The organism is Pseudomonas sp. UBA5706, from assembly GCF_002419965.1.
Taxonomy (GTDB): Bacteria; Pseudomonadota; Gammaproteobacteria; order Pseudomonadales; family Pseudomonadaceae; genus Aquipseudomonas.
In genome coordinates, this window is sequence record NZ_DIHC01000030.1 from 19,098 (window position 1) to 34,142 (window position 15,045).

16 protein-coding genes are annotated in these 15,045 nt (G+C 59.8%); 10 read left to right on the top strand and 6 right to left on the bottom strand.

Annotated features, from left to right (window positions below):
- Positions 1-9: 9 nt before the first annotated feature.
- On the bottom strand, positions 10-384 hold the full coding sequence (locus B3I26_RS13895) for an ABC transporter substrate-binding protein (RefSeq protein ID WP_296258359.1): 375 nt from the start codon (positions 382-384) through the stop codon (positions 10-12).
- A 725-nt stretch (positions 385-1,109) separates the two neighbouring features.
- On the opposite strand from B3I26_RS13895, the gene B3I26_RS13900 reads away from it, so the two are divergent.
- The 7 genes from B3I26_RS13900 to B3I26_RS13930 all read left to right on the top strand — a co-directional run bounded on the left by B3I26_RS13900 (position 1,110) and on the right by B3I26_RS13930 (position 7,408).
- Positions 1,110-3,272: a TonB-dependent receptor family protein gene (locus B3I26_RS13900; RefSeq protein ID WP_296258361.1), complete on the top strand. Its 2,163-nt coding sequence runs from the start codon at positions 1,110-1,112 to the stop codon at positions 3,270-3,272.
- 92 nt (positions 3,273-3,364) lie between these two features.
- Positions 3,365-4,093, top strand: a complete 729-nt coding sequence (locus tag B3I26_RS13905; protein WP_296258362.1) for a class I SAM-dependent methyltransferase — start codon at positions 3,365-3,367, stop codon at positions 4,091-4,093.
- 52 nt (positions 4,094-4,145) lie between these two features.
- Positions 4,146-5,447, top strand: coding sequence for an MFS transporter (locus B3I26_RS13910; RefSeq protein WP_296258364.1), 1,302 nt, complete (start codon positions 4,146-4,148; stop codon positions 5,445-5,447).
- Positions 5,448-5,552: 105 nt separating this feature from the next.
- Complete coding sequence (locus B3I26_RS13915; protein ID WP_296258420.1) at positions 5,553-5,999, top strand: HAD hydrolase-like protein; 447 nt, start codon at positions 5,553-5,555, stop codon at positions 5,997-5,999.
- A gap of 52 nt (positions 6,000-6,051) precedes the next feature.
- Positions 6,052-6,498 carry a GNAT family N-acetyltransferase gene (locus B3I26_RS13920; protein ID WP_296258366.1) on the top strand — a complete coding sequence of 149 codons (447 nt, stop codon included), beginning with the start codon at positions 6,052-6,054 and terminating at the stop codon, positions 6,496-6,498.
- Positions 6,499-6,722: 224 nt separating this feature from the next.
- Positions 6,723-7,046: a hypothetical protein gene (locus B3I26_RS13925; protein WP_296258367.1), complete on the top strand. Its 324-nt coding sequence runs from the start codon at positions 6,723-6,725 to the stop codon at positions 7,044-7,046.
- 119 nt (positions 7,047-7,165) lie between these two features.
- Positions 7,166-7,408, top strand: coding sequence for an RcnB family protein (locus B3I26_RS13930; protein ID WP_296258368.1), 243 nt, complete (start codon positions 7,166-7,168; stop codon positions 7,406-7,408).
- 82 nt (positions 7,409-7,490) lie between these two features.
- On the opposite strand, the gene B3I26_RS13935 is transcribed toward B3I26_RS13930, so the two are convergent.
- The 3 genes from B3I26_RS13935 to B3I26_RS13945 form a co-directional block, all read right to left on the bottom strand.
- Complete coding sequence (locus B3I26_RS13935; protein ID WP_296258369.1) at positions 7,491-7,634, bottom strand: hypothetical protein; 144 nt, start codon at positions 7,632-7,634, stop codon at positions 7,491-7,493.
- Between the two features lie 35 nt (positions 7,635-7,669).
- On the bottom strand, positions 7,670-9,004 hold the full coding sequence (locus B3I26_RS13940) for a Gfo/Idh/MocA family protein (RefSeq protein WP_296258371.1): 1,335 nt from the start codon (positions 9,002-9,004) through the stop codon (positions 7,670-7,672).
- 125 nt (positions 9,005-9,129) lie between these two features.
- Positions 9,130-9,339 carry a hypothetical protein gene (locus tag B3I26_RS13945; RefSeq protein ID WP_296258372.1) on the bottom strand — a complete coding sequence of 70 codons (210 nt, stop codon included), beginning with the start codon at positions 9,337-9,339 and terminating at the stop codon, positions 9,130-9,132.
- Positions 9,340-9,505: 166 nt separating this feature from the next.
- Here B3I26_RS13945 and ligD point away from each other — a divergent pair, with 166 nt between their 5' ends.
- From ligD to B3I26_RS13960, 3 genes are all read left to right on the top strand, one after another.
- A complete protein-coding gene (gene ligD / locus B3I26_RS13950; RefSeq protein ID WP_296258373.1) occupies positions 9,506-12,361 on the top strand; it encodes a DNA ligase D in 2,856 nt (951 codons plus the stop codon).
- A 70-nt stretch (positions 12,362-12,431) separates the two neighbouring features.
- Positions 12,432-12,656 carry a DUF2188 domain-containing protein gene (locus B3I26_RS13955; protein ID WP_296258374.1) on the top strand — a complete coding sequence of 75 codons (225 nt, stop codon included), beginning with the start codon at positions 12,432-12,434 and terminating at the stop codon, positions 12,654-12,656.
- 91 nt (positions 12,657-12,747) lie between these two features.
- Positions 12,748-13,038, top strand: a complete 291-nt coding sequence (locus B3I26_RS13960; protein ID WP_296258377.1) for a zinc-binding dehydrogenase — start codon at positions 12,748-12,750, stop codon at positions 13,036-13,038.
- Between the two features lie 317 nt (positions 13,039-13,355).
- Here B3I26_RS13960 and B3I26_RS13965 read toward each other — a convergent pair whose 3' ends face one another.
- Both B3I26_RS13965 and B3I26_RS13970 read right to left on the bottom strand, forming a co-directional pair.
- On the bottom strand, positions 13,356-14,612 hold the full coding sequence (locus B3I26_RS13965) for an FAD-dependent oxidoreductase (protein WP_296258378.1): 1,257 nt from the start codon (positions 14,610-14,612) through the stop codon (positions 13,356-13,358).
- A 4-nt stretch (positions 14,613-14,616) separates the two neighbouring features.
- The gene (locus tag B3I26_RS13970; protein WP_296258379.1) at positions 14,617-14,991 is read right to left on the bottom strand and encodes a RidA family protein; all 375 of its coding nucleotides are present in this window, start codon (positions 14,989-14,991) and stop codon (positions 14,617-14,619) included.
- Between the last annotated feature and the right edge of the window lie 54 nt (positions 14,992-15,045).

Here is a 15,045-nt window from a genome sequence, read left to right on the forward strand (position 1 = left end):
GGGCTTTCCTTATTCGTGATCGGTGCACGTCCATCGGCGGTCATGCTTGTGCCGAGTTCGGGTCGATCCAGCGGTTGATGCAGTTGATGAGGCTGCCAGCGGCGACCTGGTGGACGGATCGCGCATGTGTTCAAGATTGGCCTGCGAGGCAGCAGCGTTGAATGCTTCGCCGTCGCTGAAGGTCACGTCATCGCGCAGGAGAAAGGTGCAGGTTTTGCCGTCCTCGGAGATATCCCGGGACCTGGCCAGCCAAGGGCTGATAATGGCCTTTTCGTCCTGGTAGACCAGGCAGTTGAACAGGATTCTGCCCATCCACTGAATGTTGCCGTGGAGCAGCGCATGAATATCGAAGCTGCCGGCATCCGACGCGGTTGAAACCTGCAAAGTCCCGCCTCCAGGGTCCGGGGGCATCTCATGAAAGTCCGACGCGGAGTAGGAAATCACGCCATTACTTACAGTGCCATCGGGCCGCGCGGCACGCCGTTCGAGTGCAGTGGCAGCTGAGCACGCACGGATCGCCATATATCGGGAAAGAGCGAGAGTAACGCTGGACAGGCTGGCCAAAGAAGTTTCCTTAGTAGAACTTGAGTGAGCGCCATGACGCTCAAACGTTATTGAGGGATATGCAGTGAACATGCCATGAACGCTTGAACTGCCCTTGCAAAGGGCAAGCCGAATTAAAGTCAGGTCTACGGGAGTGGACTTACCTGCGACTCCCGCGGTGATCGGAAGGCCCCAGGCTCACCAGTCGGACGGACATAACCTTCGTGCCAAGCCCTAAGCCATTCGCCATCACGACGAATCGTTATAGGGTTATATCCGGATTTAACTTACAACTTGCTCGTGCACCCACAGACTGTTTGCGCACTGTTGGTATTTGGACAGTTATCACTAAATCCGCACGCTGAATCCAAAACTAAGCAAGTGTTGAAAAACAAACATACATTCAGATCAGAGTATGACGCCAAGCACTTACGCGGCGAACTTGCTCGGCAATACCCGATATTCAGTCGAAAAACGGTTGGCACAGAAACTGCTCAGAGCGAGTCAGGCATGACTATACGAATAGAAAGCTGCACTTATTTATCTATTCAAAAGGAATACATTTGATGCATTCAAGTTTTCGGGGAGACTTACACACGTTGCCGCAGGCGATCCGCCGGGCAACCTGGCTAACGACGGTCGGTCTGGGTTCGGCGCTGCTTTGCAGTGGCACGGTACGGGCCGATGAAGCGGGGTCAACGGATTCGGCACAAAGCACTACGCCGCGGCTCAATACCGTCACCGTTCAGGCTGAAAAAGTCACCCCGGTTGAAGCCGCGAAAAGTCAGCTCAGTGAAGTACCCGGTGGCACCAGCGTGGTTGACAGCGAGCAGGTCGCCAAGGGCCGCACGGCGACCCTGCAGGACACCCTGGCCTATCAGCCAGGCGTGTTCGTGCAGTCCACCGGCGGCAACGACGCGGCGAAGATTTCCATCCGTGGCTCCGGGGCCAACACCTCGCCCGGTTACTTTCGTGAAGGGATCAAATTCCTGTTCAATGGACTGCCGATCACCGGCCCCGGCGGTACGCCCTACGAATTCCTCAATGGCTCGGGCGTGAACTACACCGAGATCCTGCGCGGGGCCAACGCCTTCCAGTACGGCGCGCTGAGCCTGGGCGGCGCGATCAACTTCGTCAACCAGACCGGTTACACCGCTGCGGGCCTGCGTGTGCGGGCGGAGACCGGCAGCTACGGCTACAACAAACAGAGCGTCAGCGTCGGCGGGGTCGAGGGTGATTTTGATTACTACCTCAATGCCGACAACTACCGCAGCGACGGCTATCGCGATTACAGCCTGTCCAAGAGTCAGGGCGTGGTCGCCAACTTCGGCTACCGGTTCAGTCCCAAACTGGAAACCGAGCTGATGTTGCGATACCGCGATGAATACCATAACGATCCCAGCGCCACCACGCTCGACGCGGTCAAGCACCATACCCGCGATGCCAGCGCTACAGCCGCCAGCAGTGGCGCCGGCAGTCGGCGCCCCAGCAGCGTCTGGGCGGGCAGCAAGACCACCTATACCTTTGATGATGACTCGAAATTCTCCTTCGGCCTGGTCTACTACCAATATGCCCACAACAACAGTCCGAACAGCCCCAGCAACCCGAGCTACTGGGACTGGCACGACTTGAGTGTGGTGCTCGGCTACGACCGTACGGATCAGTTGTTCGGCCACGAAAGCCGCACCAACCTGGCGTTCACCTCCACCGAGCATTTGAAGGGTGAAGTGAACTCAACGTATGCCAACAAGCAGACGCGCAAGTTCGTCGACTACGGCTCCTCGTTCGACCACGTGTTCTCGCTGGGCAATGATCTGGAGCTGGTCAACGGCCTGTGGTTGACCAGCGGTGTATCGGCGATCGACGTGCGCCGCGATGTCAATGTCAAGCAAGCCTTGCAGGCCAACACGTCGGCCTTCCCATCGAGCGAAACCTACGACAACTGGAGTCTGGCGCCACGTATCGGCCTGCGTTACGAGTTCACCCCGCACTTGCAGGTGTTCGCCAACGTCAGCCGCTCGATCGATCCGCCGGCCTCGTGGGAGTACTCGGGTTCGGGTCCAACCCAACCTTTCGTGCGCCCGCTGATCGAGCAGAAAGCCAACACGGTGGAGATCGGCGTGAAAGGCGCGTCAGGGATTTTTGACGGCAGCCTGGCGTTGTACCGTTCCTGGGTCCGCGATGAGCTGCTCAACGTGCAATTCATCGCCCCGACTGCCACGGCCGCTGCCGTCACCGGTGCGTTCAACGCCACGCCGACCATCCACCAGGGCATCGAGGCCGGGTTAAATACGCAACTGTGGGAAAGCGATTCGGGTGAAAAAGTGACCTGGCGTCAGGTTTACACTTACAGCGATTTTTACTACCGCCATGACCCAACCTTCGGCGACAACCAACTGCCCGGCATCCCGAAACACGTCTATCAGGGCGAAGTGCAGTACCAGCATCCACAAGGTTTCTACACCGGGGTCAACGTGCAATCCGCATCGCGTACTGCGGTGGATTATGCCAACACCTTCTACGCGCCCTCCTACACGATTTTCGGTGCGAACGTGGGTTACGAAACCCCGAAAAAGGACTGGAAGGTGTCGCTGGACCTGAAGAACCTGGCGAACAAGAAATACGTCACGGCGGTGCAACCGCTTTATGATGCCAAGGGTCAGGACACCGCCGCGCTGTATCCGGGCGATGGTATTGGCGCCTACGTGGGTGTGGAATTTCGTTACTAAGGGTCGACATCGCCATCCGATGACAGGGCTGCGATGGCCCTGTTTGTCATTCATCGCGACGGTCAAGATTTGTTATTCGAGGGATAGAACACGTGGCACAGAATATCTACGACAACCCCGATTTTTTCGAAGGCTACAGCCAGCTCTCGCGCTCGGTTGAAGGATTGGCCGGTGCACCGGAATGGCCGACGCTTCGCGGGTTGCTGCCCGACTTGACGGGGCAAAAAATTGTCGACCTTGGCTGCGGCTATGGCTGGTTCGCGCGCTGGGCTGTCGAGCACGGAGCGCAGAGCGTGTCAGGGCTCGATGTCTCGGAAAAGATGCTCGCACGCGCCGTCGCCGAGGGTCAGGACCCACGCATCACCTACCAGTTGGCTGACCTGGAACTGCTGCAACTCCCAAGCGCGAGTTTTACCTTGGCCTACAGCTCCCTGGCGTCTCACTACATCGCCGACCTGAGCCGGTTATTTCGCACCCTCCACGACGCACTCACGCCCGGCGGCAAACTGGTGTTCTCCATCGAGCACCCGATCTTCATGGCCTCCCTGCGGCCAGACTGGGTCATAGATGAGCAAGGCCATAAGTCCTGGCCCGTCGACCATTACCAGATCGAAGGCCCGCGCAGCACCGACTGGCTCAGCGAAGGCGTGATCAAGCAACATCGCACCCTCGGCACTCTGCTGAACCTGCTGATCGAAAGCGGTTTCACGCTGGATCACGTCAACGAATGGGGACCGTCGCCGCAAGACCTGGCAGACCGCCCAGCGCTGGCCGATGAAGTGCATCGCCCGATGATGCTGATCGTTGCGGCCAGTCGCTGAGCGATTAATCGCCCGCCCAGCACAGCCGCGCGCGCTTAGCCGGACCACTGCCATGAAGACAGTCATGCTGCGAACGTTTTTCATCAACCGCAATTTTCTACTGCTGTGGCTAGGGCAAGCGCTGTCGTCCTTCGGCGAGTTTCTGGTGAACGCGGTGGTGACGGTCTGGCTGGTCAGCGACCTGCTCGCGGGCGATCCGCAGTTGCCCCAGGCCATCGGCCTGACCGTCGCCGCCGCCACACTGCCGCGCATTTTCATCGCCCCGCTGGCCGGCGCCTGGATTGACAGCGCTCGCCCCGTGCGGGTGATGGTGATCGCCGACGCAGTGCGTATTTTCGCGTCATTGCTGTTCATGGCTGCTTATGAATGGGCGAACCTGACGCCTTGGCAAATGCTTTGCGGCGTCAGCCTCTTGCTGCTCATCAACGCCACGGCTGCGCAGTTCTTCAATCCGGCCCGGGCCTGCATCATGCAGATCGCTATCCCCGAGGAGCGGCGAATCGAAGCCTGCGCCAAGGCGATGTTCTCGCTGAGCGGCGTGGGTATTCTCAGCTCTGCCCTCGGCCCTTTGCTGTTCGCCTGGGTCGGCGCCATGTCGGCGTTTGTTCTGGTAACCCTGGGGCTTGCTGGCTCGGCTTTCTGCGTACTGCGCACCACCGGGCTGGCCGCCCGTATCGAGCCCAGTGTGCCCAGTGAACCCTATTGGCAAGCGCTGGCGTCCGGAGTGCGCCTGGCGTGGAGCCATCGCACCATCCGCCTAATGATGCTTGGCACCGCGCTGTATGGCATTTCGCTGGGCATCAATAATCCGGTCCTGCCGCTGTTCGGCATGCAGACGCTGGCCCTCGAACCCTCCGCGTACGGCGTGCTGATGGCAGCCTTTCCCCTTGGCGGGCTATCAGCCACGCTGCTCAGTACCTGGCTGTCGAGAAGGCTGCGAGCGGAAACCCTGACCTGCGGCGCGCTTTTCCTGTTGGGGCTGGCGAACCTGGCCTTCGCCCTCTCCAGCGGCTATTACGTACCCATGCTGACCCTGTACCTGTCAGGCATGTGCTTGGCTACCTACGCCGTGGCCCAAGGCCCAGTGCTGCAAATGCATGTGCCTGCGGGGTACATGGGACGCATCTCCTCACTGTCCAACCCGGTGCTGTCGATCGCCTCCGTGCTGGCAACCGCAGGCGTTACTGCGGCGTTGTCAAACGGCGAAGCAGCCCCGTGGCTACCCAGCGAGTTCAATGCCAATCGCCTTGCGCTGAGCGTCTCGGCCATCATCGTTTTGGTGGGCGGCGCGCTGATGCTGTACAGCCTGAGAAGGTCGGCATCGACGATTGAAACGGTTGAGGCAACTCACTGATGACAGCTGCCGTGAACGGACCCGCCACACTCATCTTCGACATGGACGGGACGTTGCTCGACTCTGCCCCCGGAATCGTTCGAAGCCTTAGGTGATCCGCTGAGGCTGTTACTCAAGTCGCTCAGCCGACCCGCATCACCGGCTTTCATGATCGGCGATAAACGCGACGACATGCTCGCGGCCAGCAAGAACGGCATACCGGCAATAGGTGTGACCTGGGGTTACGGCACGGCGCAGGAGCTGAACTCCAGTGGAGCGCTTGCCCTGGCGGCCAGTCCTGGGGATTTGGAAGGGCCTGAGGAGGCTTCTCGCCGAGTGCAAGCAGTGAGCTTCGCGGTGACTCAAGCAACATCCGCAGGATTTTTCGCTACGTGTCAGCACTCAGTGCATACGCCAGGACGGCCTGCTGAACAGCCAATAATGCAGTCTTCTGTTCATACCCGGCGAACGGCATTACCTTTGAAACGCTGGCAGGCAAGCCGGTTTTGGCGTCTGTCGGCCACGGGCAAACCTTTCATAATCGGGAATGACGCTTGTGATGTCGGGAAGTGAGCAGTCCGGCATCCCTTGCACAGACCACCCTGCCACCGCATCGAGGTTGAAAATGAACAGGCTGGACATTCAACAGATCATGGCACTGCCCGCTCAGATTCAACGGTTGGAACACGAGGCCGTTGCGCAGGGCTTCAGGTTTGTTACGCGGTTGATTGCCGATTGGGAATCTGGATTAAACCGTTTCGACAAGCCTGGCGAGTACCTGATGGCGGTCTATAGAGATGATCGGTTGGTGGCCATAGGAGGCCTGTCGCGGGACCCTTGGCTTGACCACGGCATGGGGCGACTGCGCCGGCTTTACGTGGCTGACGCAGAGAGAGCCCAAGGCGTCGGGAAGACCTTGGTGAGTCGGTTGCTGGAACAGGCCGTCGAAAAATTCCGGGCCGTACGCCTCTCCACCGATACGCCAGAGGGGGCGGCGCTTTATCAACGCTGCGGTTTCCAGCCAGTGGACGATGTGCACGCGACACACATCAGGGTGTTGAGCTGCAACTGAATGCCTATGGATCCTTCGCCGGTTGCCACGCCCAGTGTGAGCAACCCATCAGAACCCAGGCGGCATTGGCCAGTCACGGTGCGCGAGCGAACGGGTCATAACCGTTCATCGCCCGCCCTCAATTTTTTAAAACTTTTCCATAGGTGTGATGAGTCAGAACCCTACAACGATTGGCAAATTCGCCAGCCCTTGTATCTCGTTTATTGACGAAGAGGCTCTACCCCATGAATAAGAAACTGAGTTATACGCTGGCACTGGCCGCTCTGACCTGCGCGCTGTCCGGTACTTCGATGGCAGCGACCAACGGTTCCAGCGCCGGCTCCACCGGCACAACCATGCAAGGTCCTTCTGCCCCTGCTCCTGGCAGCCCTTCCAGCGGCAGTTCCAAACCCAGCGGGGAGAATGGCGCCAATACCAACGGCACCGCGCTGCCGGGCTCCGGCGGCGAAGCCGGGAGTGGCGGCAATTCGAGTTCGGGCAATAAGTCGCCGTCGGGTGCAGGCTCCAGCTCAGGCAGCGGCGCTTCCGGCTCCGGCAGTGGTTCATGAGTCGGCGCACTCCAGCCCTCTGGCCAAGTCCGGGATCTGTCCCGGTCTGGCCGGCGTTGCAAGGCGCAACTAAAGCAGTGCTGCGCCTTACACTCCTTGCCTTATGTATCACGAGCGGCGTGAGCCACGCTTCCGAGCAAACCAGCGTGACGCTTGACAGGCCCGGCGCCGGGATTACGGAGCTGAAAAAAGGCGACAACGTTCCGGATGAATACCAGCGTCCGAGCCTGGCCGTAAAGGACTGGAAGTCGCGTCAGTTGAGCGCGCCAGGCAAGAATGAGCAGTGGGTCGAAATCAACGGCAAGCTAGCGCTGGTCAGTATTCCGACTGGCACCATCAAACAGTTGATTGACAAGCCGTAGATTGCTGTGCAGCCGATTCAAGCGATGACCGCTCACTGATTCCCGTCAGTTGAAGCGGTCATTTTGCATGCGCAGCACACGCTTACTGCTTATCGTCCTTCTGTTGCATTTGCAGCGACGGTTTGGACTGGTCTTTGCCTTTGTCCTGATTCTGGTCATTGTTGAAACACCCGTGCAGGGCTATTACACAGCTGAGGCCGATCACCATGCGAAGTACTGTTTTCATAACGTGTTACCTCTGTGAGTTGCAGACGTTGTGTTTCATGATTTGGCAGGCGGCGTGCCCCGAAAAGCGTCCGGCCCCTTGAAGTGCTCCAGCTGTACCGGTTTGCCGATACGGGCGGACTCGTAAATCGCTTCCATGATGCGTTGGTCCTGAAGCCCCTCTTCCCCGGGCGTCCACGGCTGTTTGCCACTCACGATACATTCAGCGAAATGGTCCATTTCCAGGGCGAATTGGTTCTTGACCTTGGTCGAAATCTGCTCGACGCCTGGCGCGATGAATTCGTCGGTGTCGCTGGCGATGCGGCTGCGCTTGAGCTGCAGGCCTTCGTAGGAAAATGCCGGGTCCATGTCGGCCCACCCGCTATCACCCAATACGCGGTAACGCTTGGAGGTGAACGTGGCGTAACTCGATGAGCATTGCACCCGCACGCCACTGGGGAAGCGCATCTGCCAGAGGATGGCCTCCTCGACTTCCTTGAAGCGCGGGTCGCCCTCGCTGCTGTATTGACTGGCCGACACCTCCACCGGTTCTTCGCCCAGTAAAAAGCGCGCTGTGTTCAGGCAGTACAGGCCGATATCGGGAAGTGCACCGCCACCGGCCAGGGCTTTCACGTGGCGCCACTGGTGTACGTTTTCCTTGGACTGGTTCTGACAATTGGCCATGTCGATCAGCTTGATCGTGCCCAGGGTTTTCCCGTCGCGTGCCCAATCCTTCACTTGCCGATTAAGCGGTTCGTATTGAATGCGGTAGGCGATCATCAATAAGCGGTCGGCCGCCTTGCACGCGTCGATCATGGCCTGGCAATCGGCGACCGAGGTGGCCATGGGTTTTTCGCACAGCACGTGCTTGCCTGCCCGCGCCGCGCGCACCGTAAACTCTCGGTGCAGCGCGTTAGGCAAGACGATGTACACCGCGTTGACATCAGGGTTATCGCGCAACTGATCGAACGTTTCGTAGCTGTAGATCGACGACTCGGGAATGTCGTACATCGCCGCGACACGTTGGGCCTTGTCGCGGTCGCCGCTGACCAACGCAGTGACCCGGCAACGTTTGGAACTGGCCAGCGCCGGCATGATCTCTTCAAGGCTCAGGCGCCCCAGCCCGACAATGGCCAGACCCAGCCTTGCGTCCTTGCCCAGTTGCACCGGCATCTCGGACTTTTCCGTCTTGTCCTCCTGCATCGCGGGGAGTTTGACCGCTGCCGGAAGGTTAGCAGCAGGCTTATGAGGTGTTTGGCCAATGGAGGCGCCAGCGGGCTGCGCGGCACTGGCTTGCGAAGCCCAGCCCAGTAAGCTGGCGGCGGCCACGGCCGAACCGGTGATGCGCAGGAAACGGCGGCGTTCTGGAAGTTGCTCGGTGATCAGACTCATCAAGGGCTCCTGATATAAGCGGCGCTCATGCACTCACGTGGATAGAAATGACGCAGACGCGTCAATTCACGTAAACCGAATGCAAATGAATTGCCGAGCGCCGACGGCGGTTTCCCGCGTGCTGCTCAATTATGGGGCGGGTTTTCTTCGCTCACCGAGTCGTTGACCTCAACATCGAGCATGTCCTCTTCTTCAAGCGCTGCGTCGTCACCGGCGAAAGGCCCCTCCCCATCCTTGGACGGCTTCAACCCCTCTTCGGCCGGCATGATGTTGGGTCGTCCAGGCTCAAGCGGTAGACCGGGAATGATGTTTTCCGATGGAAATTCACTGTTCATATGCGCCTCCAATGGCCGCGAATCAGTCGAGGCCTGATGGTTCGAGGGCGACCGGACGGCGTGGTTCTATGAATTTCGCCAACGGTGAATCCAGATGACAAACAGCGAACTGTTTGCGCGCCTGCGCCTCTGATGAACACGCTTGCGGCAAAACGAAGGCCCCGGGATGAAAACCCTGAAGATCGCGACATATAACGTCAACGGCATCGGTGCCAGGCTCCCCAATGTGCTGCAATGGCTGGAACGTGAGCAGCCTGACATCGTCTGTTTGCAGGAACTCAAGGCCCCGGACAAGGCATTCCCGGCCAGTGACCTGGAAGCGGCGGGTTATGGCTCGTTGCATCTAGGCCAGACGTCGTGGAACGGCGTGGCCATCCTTGCGCGCGACGCCGAGCCTTTGCTGATCCGTAAGGGCTTGCCTGGCGAAGAGCAGGACACCCAGGCGCGCTATATAGAAGCAGCTGCCCACGGAGTGGTGGTGGCATGCCTGTATCTACCCAATGGCAATCCACAACCAGGGCCGAAGTTCGACTACAAGCTTCGGTGGTTCGAGCACCTGATCGAGCATGCCGCAACCCTGCAGGACAGCGATCATCCGGTGGTGCTTGCCGGTGACTTCAATGTGGTGCCGACCGATGAAGACATCTATAACCCGCGCTCATGGTTGAAAGATGCCTTGCTGCAACCGGAAAGCCGCGACTGCTATGAGCGGCTGCTGTCGCAAGGCTGGCTCGACTCCCTGCGACACCTGTACCCGGAAGAGCGGATTTACACGTATTGGGATTATTTCCGCCAGCACTGGGAAAAGAATTCAGGGCTGCGAATCGACCACTTGCTGCTCAATCCCGCCCTCGCCCCGCACCTTCAAGACGCCGGCGTGGATGCCTGGGTGAGGGGCGAATCCCACCCCAGCGATCATGCGCCGACGTGGATCCGTATCAGCGATCCACAGAAACCTGCCAAAGCCAGCAAATCCAAGACCAGAAAACTACCGGCCAAAGCTGACCCGAAGCCGGTGAAGAAAAGCCCTGCGCCCAACAAGAAGCAGGCTGCAAGCAGTACGTTGACGCAGGCGCAGCAGGCGGGTCTGCCCGAGACTCTCAAACCCGAACTGGCGACGCTGGTCGAGTCCGCGCCCGAGGGTGACTGGCGCTACGAAATCAAGTTCGACGGTTATCGCGTCATGGCCCGCGTCGCTGAGGGCAAGGTGCAGCTCTTTACCCGCAATGGCCACGATTGGACCCATAAACTCGCGCAACAGGCGCAGGCCATCGCCAAACTGGGGCTGGAGTCTGCCTGGCTGGACGGGGAAATGGTGGTCGCCAACGAGGATGGCGTGCCGGATTTTCAGGCGCTGCAAAACGCCTTCGAGTCCGAGCGCAGTAGCAACATCGTTTACTACCTGTTCGACCTGCCCTTCCTGAACGGGATGGATCTACGTGAAGTGCCGCTTGAAGAACGCCGAGCGGCGTTGGCTAAAGTACTGGAAAGCAATGAGGACGCGCTTCTGAGGTTCTCCGAGGACTTTGGCGAGACGCCAGACGCGCTGCTCAACAGCGCCTGTCAGATGAACATGGAGGGCCTGATCGGCAAGCGGGTTGGCAGTCCCTACGTTTCCAGGCGCAGCGATGACTGGATCAAACTCAAGTGCAAGCGTCGGCAGGAATTCGTGGTGGTCGGCTACAGCGACCCTAAGGGGGCGCGCAGCAAGTTCGGCGCGTTGCTGTTGGGGCTGCACGACGCCGACAGTGGTGAGTTGAAGTACGCAGGCAAGGTCGGGACGGGGTTCAACGAAGAGACGTTGAACACGATTTACGCCCAGCTTCAGCCGCTGGAAAGCAAAACGCCGGCAGTGGTCAACCCACCCACAGGCTTCGAGGCAAAGGGCGTGCACTGGCTCGAACCCAAGCTGCTGGCCGAAGTGGCATTTGCCGAAATCACTCAGGAAGGCTCTGTCAGGCATGCGGTTTTCCAGGGCTTGCGCACGGATAAACCGGCGACATCGATCACCGAGGAGCGCCCTGCTGCGCCTCCCGTTGCCGACGAGACCGCCCCACGCAAAAGCACTCGGGCAGCCCGTGTGAAGGCCCCGCCGCCCACCAAGGCTGCATCCCGACAGGAAAAAACAGAACCTGTTGCGACCACCGGAAAGATCCGCCTCACCCATCCGGAACGGGTTATCGACCCAACGAGCGGCGCGACCAAGCGCGATCTGGCCGATTACTACATCGCGATTTCCGACTGGTTACTGCCGCAACTGGCGGACCGACCTGTGGCGCTGGTGCGGGCGCCGGAAGGCATCGGCGGCGAGTTGTTCTTCCAGAAAAACGCCGATCGCCTGGCAATTCCCGGCATCGAAACCATGGGCAAGGAATACACCGGCCATCCGGTGATGCTGATCAACAACATCGAAGCGTTGATTGGGGCGGTGCAGATGAGCGCCATGGAGCTTCACACCTGGAATGCGGTCGCCAAGGACCTGGAGCGTCCCGACCGCTTTGTCCTCGATCTGGACCCCGACCCCGCACTGCCATGGAAAAGCATGGTGGAGGCCACACAGCTGACCTTGGCTGTGCTGGACGAACTGGGTTTGACGACCTTTCTCAAAACCAGTGGCGGTAAGGGCATCCACCTGGTCGTGCCGCTTACGCCAAAAGCCGATTGGGATGCGGTAAAGGACTTTAGCCACGCCATCGTCAAACACATCGCCAAGCTTTTGCCCGATCGCTTTTCAGCGGTCTCCGGGCCCAAGAATCGCGTCGGACGCATTTTTATCGACTACCTGCGCAATGGGCTGGGCGCCACCACCATCAGCGCGTATTCGGTACGCACGCGGGAAGGCCTGCCGGTGTCCGTACCGATCTTTCGTGAGGAATTGCTACAGATCGAAGGCGCCAATAGCTGGAACATCCGTAACCTTGGCCAGCGCCTGGATCAGCTGCCGAGCGATCCGTGGGCGGACCTGCCGAAGACGCGGCAAACCATCACCGCCGAGATGCGCCGCCGCGTCGGCCTTCAATAACTGGAGCGGCGCGTAATATGGCACATTCACCCTGCACCGATGCACCCTTTCACTCATCAGGAGGCACACCATGGACAACTACCACATCACCAAGACCGACAAGGGTTGGGCGCTGACCAAACAAGGCGCAGAGCGCGCTTCGAAAACCGCCGAAACCAAGGCCGAGATCATCAAGCTGGCCAGCGAATTTCTGGATGCAAAGACCGCTTCGGTAAAGATTCATAAGGAAGACGGCACTATCCAGGAAGAGCGCACCTACCCGCGCAGCGCGGATCCGTCGACGTCCAAAGGCTGACTTTCACCCGGGCTATCGGCATGGTCTCGCATACAGCGGGGCCGACGTCACGCGGATAGCCGTCTGTCCCGCCGGTTGCACCAACGTCTTCATGCTGACCCATCCACAGGCTCAGGGTAAGACAGGCATGCGTTTCACCGCCCGTCCCGATGGAGCTGAGCTGAGCACGATTGCCAAGTACGTCGCGGACGGTCGGGTCACCGTGATGATCGACCAGACCTTCGAACTGCGCGAGGCGGCCAAGGCGCTGGCCTACCTCGCCAATCAGCATGTGCACGGCAAGGCCGTACTGCGCGTTCGGCAGCGGGGTTCGGAACAGAACCATGGCCTAAGTGACATGAACGGACCGCATGGCCTGAAGGCTCGCCGGGCGGGGTTTTGAGCCTTCAAACCTAGGCCCTGAAGAAAGCGTCATGAACCTGTTTGATCGCCGCCCGGTGTTTCAGATGACCGCCGTCAGCGGCGCTTTCCGTTTAATACGCCGCTCGCCGCTACGGCGGATCTGGTGCCGGTCAAGGAACAGGTCGAGAAGGACGCTGCCGGGGCGTTTTGATTGGGTGCCCCGAATTCAGCGCCTGGCGCGCATCGCGCTGGTGGCCCGACCCTATGGGCGTGTCGCCGATGCCCAAGGGGCAACTTTGCCCATATGGCATCATTCGCGAATTCGACACTGTCGCGACCACATCGCCGAAGACGCCATCACATCACCCGTCGCTGCAACTTGAACGCCCCGACATTCGGCGCATAGCGGCCTGTGACCAACCGGGCAATGCGCTCAGCGCTGGCACACGCCAGCGTCCAGCCCAACGCGCCATGACCGGTATTGATGAACAGGTTCTCGACCGGCGCGGCGTCGATGTATGGCAAGCCATCGACGGTCATCGGCCGCAGGCCGCACCAGGCATTAACCTCGACCGGCATACGGATCTGCGGATACAGGTTGCTCAACGCCTGCTTGAGGTTGTTGACCCTGGATTCGCGCAATGTGCGGTCGTTACCGGCAAACTCGACGGTACCTGCCACCCGCAAGCGGTCGCCCAGCGGCGTCACGCAGATATGCTCGTGGTCATCGACGATAGGTCGGGTCGGCGCGACACCTGCCTCGTCGCGGTTCAACGTCAGGGAATAGCCTTTGACCGGTGCCAGAGGCAACTTTACGCCCCAAGGCGCGAGCAGCATGGGTGATGCAGCGCCGCCGCAGACAATAACCCGTTCGGCATCGAGTCGACCTCCGGCAAGCCGCACGCCGATGATCTTTCCGGCCTTGACCTCAAGCCCGGTGACCTGGGTGTCATGCTGGAAATGCACACCCTCTGCTGTGGCCACCCGGGCGATTTCCCGGGTGAATTTATGCGCGTCGCCCCAGCAGTCATTTTCCAACCATAGCCCGATTTCGATGCTCGATTCGATGGGCATCAGCGAAGGTTCGAGTGCGACACAAGCCAGCCGGTCGAGCCGCCTGACGGTAGCGCCCATGCGCTCAAGCAGCGTGGCAAAGGCCTCGGCGCTGGACCGGGCGCCCGGGCCCTTGAAAATCTCCAGAAAGCCGCCGCGGCCCAGGTCAAACTGCATGGCATCACGCGCCAGCAATGTGTCCATCAAGCGCAGGCTGCGTTGACCGAAACGGGTCAGGGTATTGGCCGTGTCGCGGTATTTGCTGTCGCGACAGTTGGCGAGAAACTTCAGCCCCCAGCTGCCCAGTGAAGGGATTGCCGAAGGGCGTAACAGCATGGGCGCATCCTCGCGCCCCAGCCATTTGAGCAGCTGCAGCGGGGTCCCTGGGGACGACCAGGGCAACGCGCTGTTGGCCGCCAGCAGACCACCATTGGCAAAACTGGTTTCCATGCCCGGCGCCGGCTGACTGTCCAGAACGGTGACCGACAACCCTTCCCGAGCGAGAAAACATGCAGTCGTGGCGCCAATGACCCCGGCGCCGATGATGATCGTGGCGGTCATGGTTTTATTGTTCCAGGTAGGCGTTGGCGATGATTTCGATCTTCGCGCCCGGCACCATCAGGTCGGCGATGATCGTTGCGCGGTTAGGGAACGGTACGCTGAAGAATTCGCGATACACCGCGTTCATGCCTTCGAAGTATTGCTTGTCGGTGAGGATAACTTGCAGCTGGGTGTAATCGTCCATGCTGCCGCCGGCCGCTTCGATGGTCTGCTTGAGGTTCTGCAGTGTCAGCCTGGTTTGGGCGGCGATGTCGCCGGTTTCAATGCTGCCATCGGCGTAGATCGGGATGCTCGCGGTGTAAAGGGTCTTGCCGCCGACAGTGGCCCATTCCACGGGTGAGGATCCATCGGGCAGACCGGTTTTGATCACGTTACGCATATTGACTCCTGCTTAGGTTGAGGATTGGCTTGGGGTTATGCATTTGGTTGGGGT

Bases quoted from the DNA above. Each gene is read 5' to 3' on its own strand.
- B3I26_RS13900 (WP_296258361.1), top strand. From the start codon at position 1,110: ATGCATTCAAGTTTTCGGGGAGACTTACACACGTTGCCGCAGGCGATC.
- B3I26_RS13910 (WP_296258364.1), top strand. From the start codon at position 4,146: ATGAAGACAGTCATGCTGCGAACGTTTTTCATCAACCGCAATTTTCTA.
- B3I26_RS13920 (WP_296258366.1), top strand. From the start codon at position 6,052: ATGAACAGGCTGGACATTCAACAGATCATGGCACTGCCCGCTCAGATT.
- B3I26_RS13925 (WP_296258367.1), top strand. From the start codon at position 6,723: ATGAATAAGAAACTGAGTTATACGCTGGCACTGGCCGCTCTGACCTGC.
- B3I26_RS13935 (WP_296258369.1), bottom strand. From the start codon at position 7,634: ATGAAAACAGTACTTCGCATGGTGATCGGCCTCAGCTGTGTAATAGCC.
- B3I26_RS13940 (WP_296258371.1), bottom strand. From the start codon at position 9,004: ATGAGTCTGATCACCGAGCAACTTCCAGAACGCCGCCGTTTCCTGCGC.
- B3I26_RS13945 (WP_296258372.1), bottom strand. From the start codon at position 9,339: ATGAACAGTGAATTTCCATCGGAAAACATCATTCCCGGTCTACCGCTT.
- ligD (WP_296258373.1), top strand. From the start codon at position 9,506: ATGAAAACCCTGAAGATCGCGACATATAACGTCAACGGCATCGGTGCC.
- B3I26_RS13955 (WP_296258374.1), top strand. From the start codon at position 12,432: ATGGACAACTACCACATCACCAAGACCGACAAGGGTTGGGCGCTGACC.
- B3I26_RS13960 (WP_296258377.1), top strand. From the start codon at position 12,748: ATGCTGACCCATCCACAGGCTCAGGGTAAGACAGGCATGCGTTTCACC.
- B3I26_RS13965 (WP_296258378.1), bottom strand. From the start codon at position 14,612: ATGACCGCCACGATCATCATCGGCGCCGGGGTCATTGGCGCCACGACT.
- B3I26_RS13970 (WP_296258379.1), bottom strand. From the start codon at position 14,991: ATGCGTAACGTGATCAAAACCGGTCTGCCCGATGGATCCTCACCCGTG.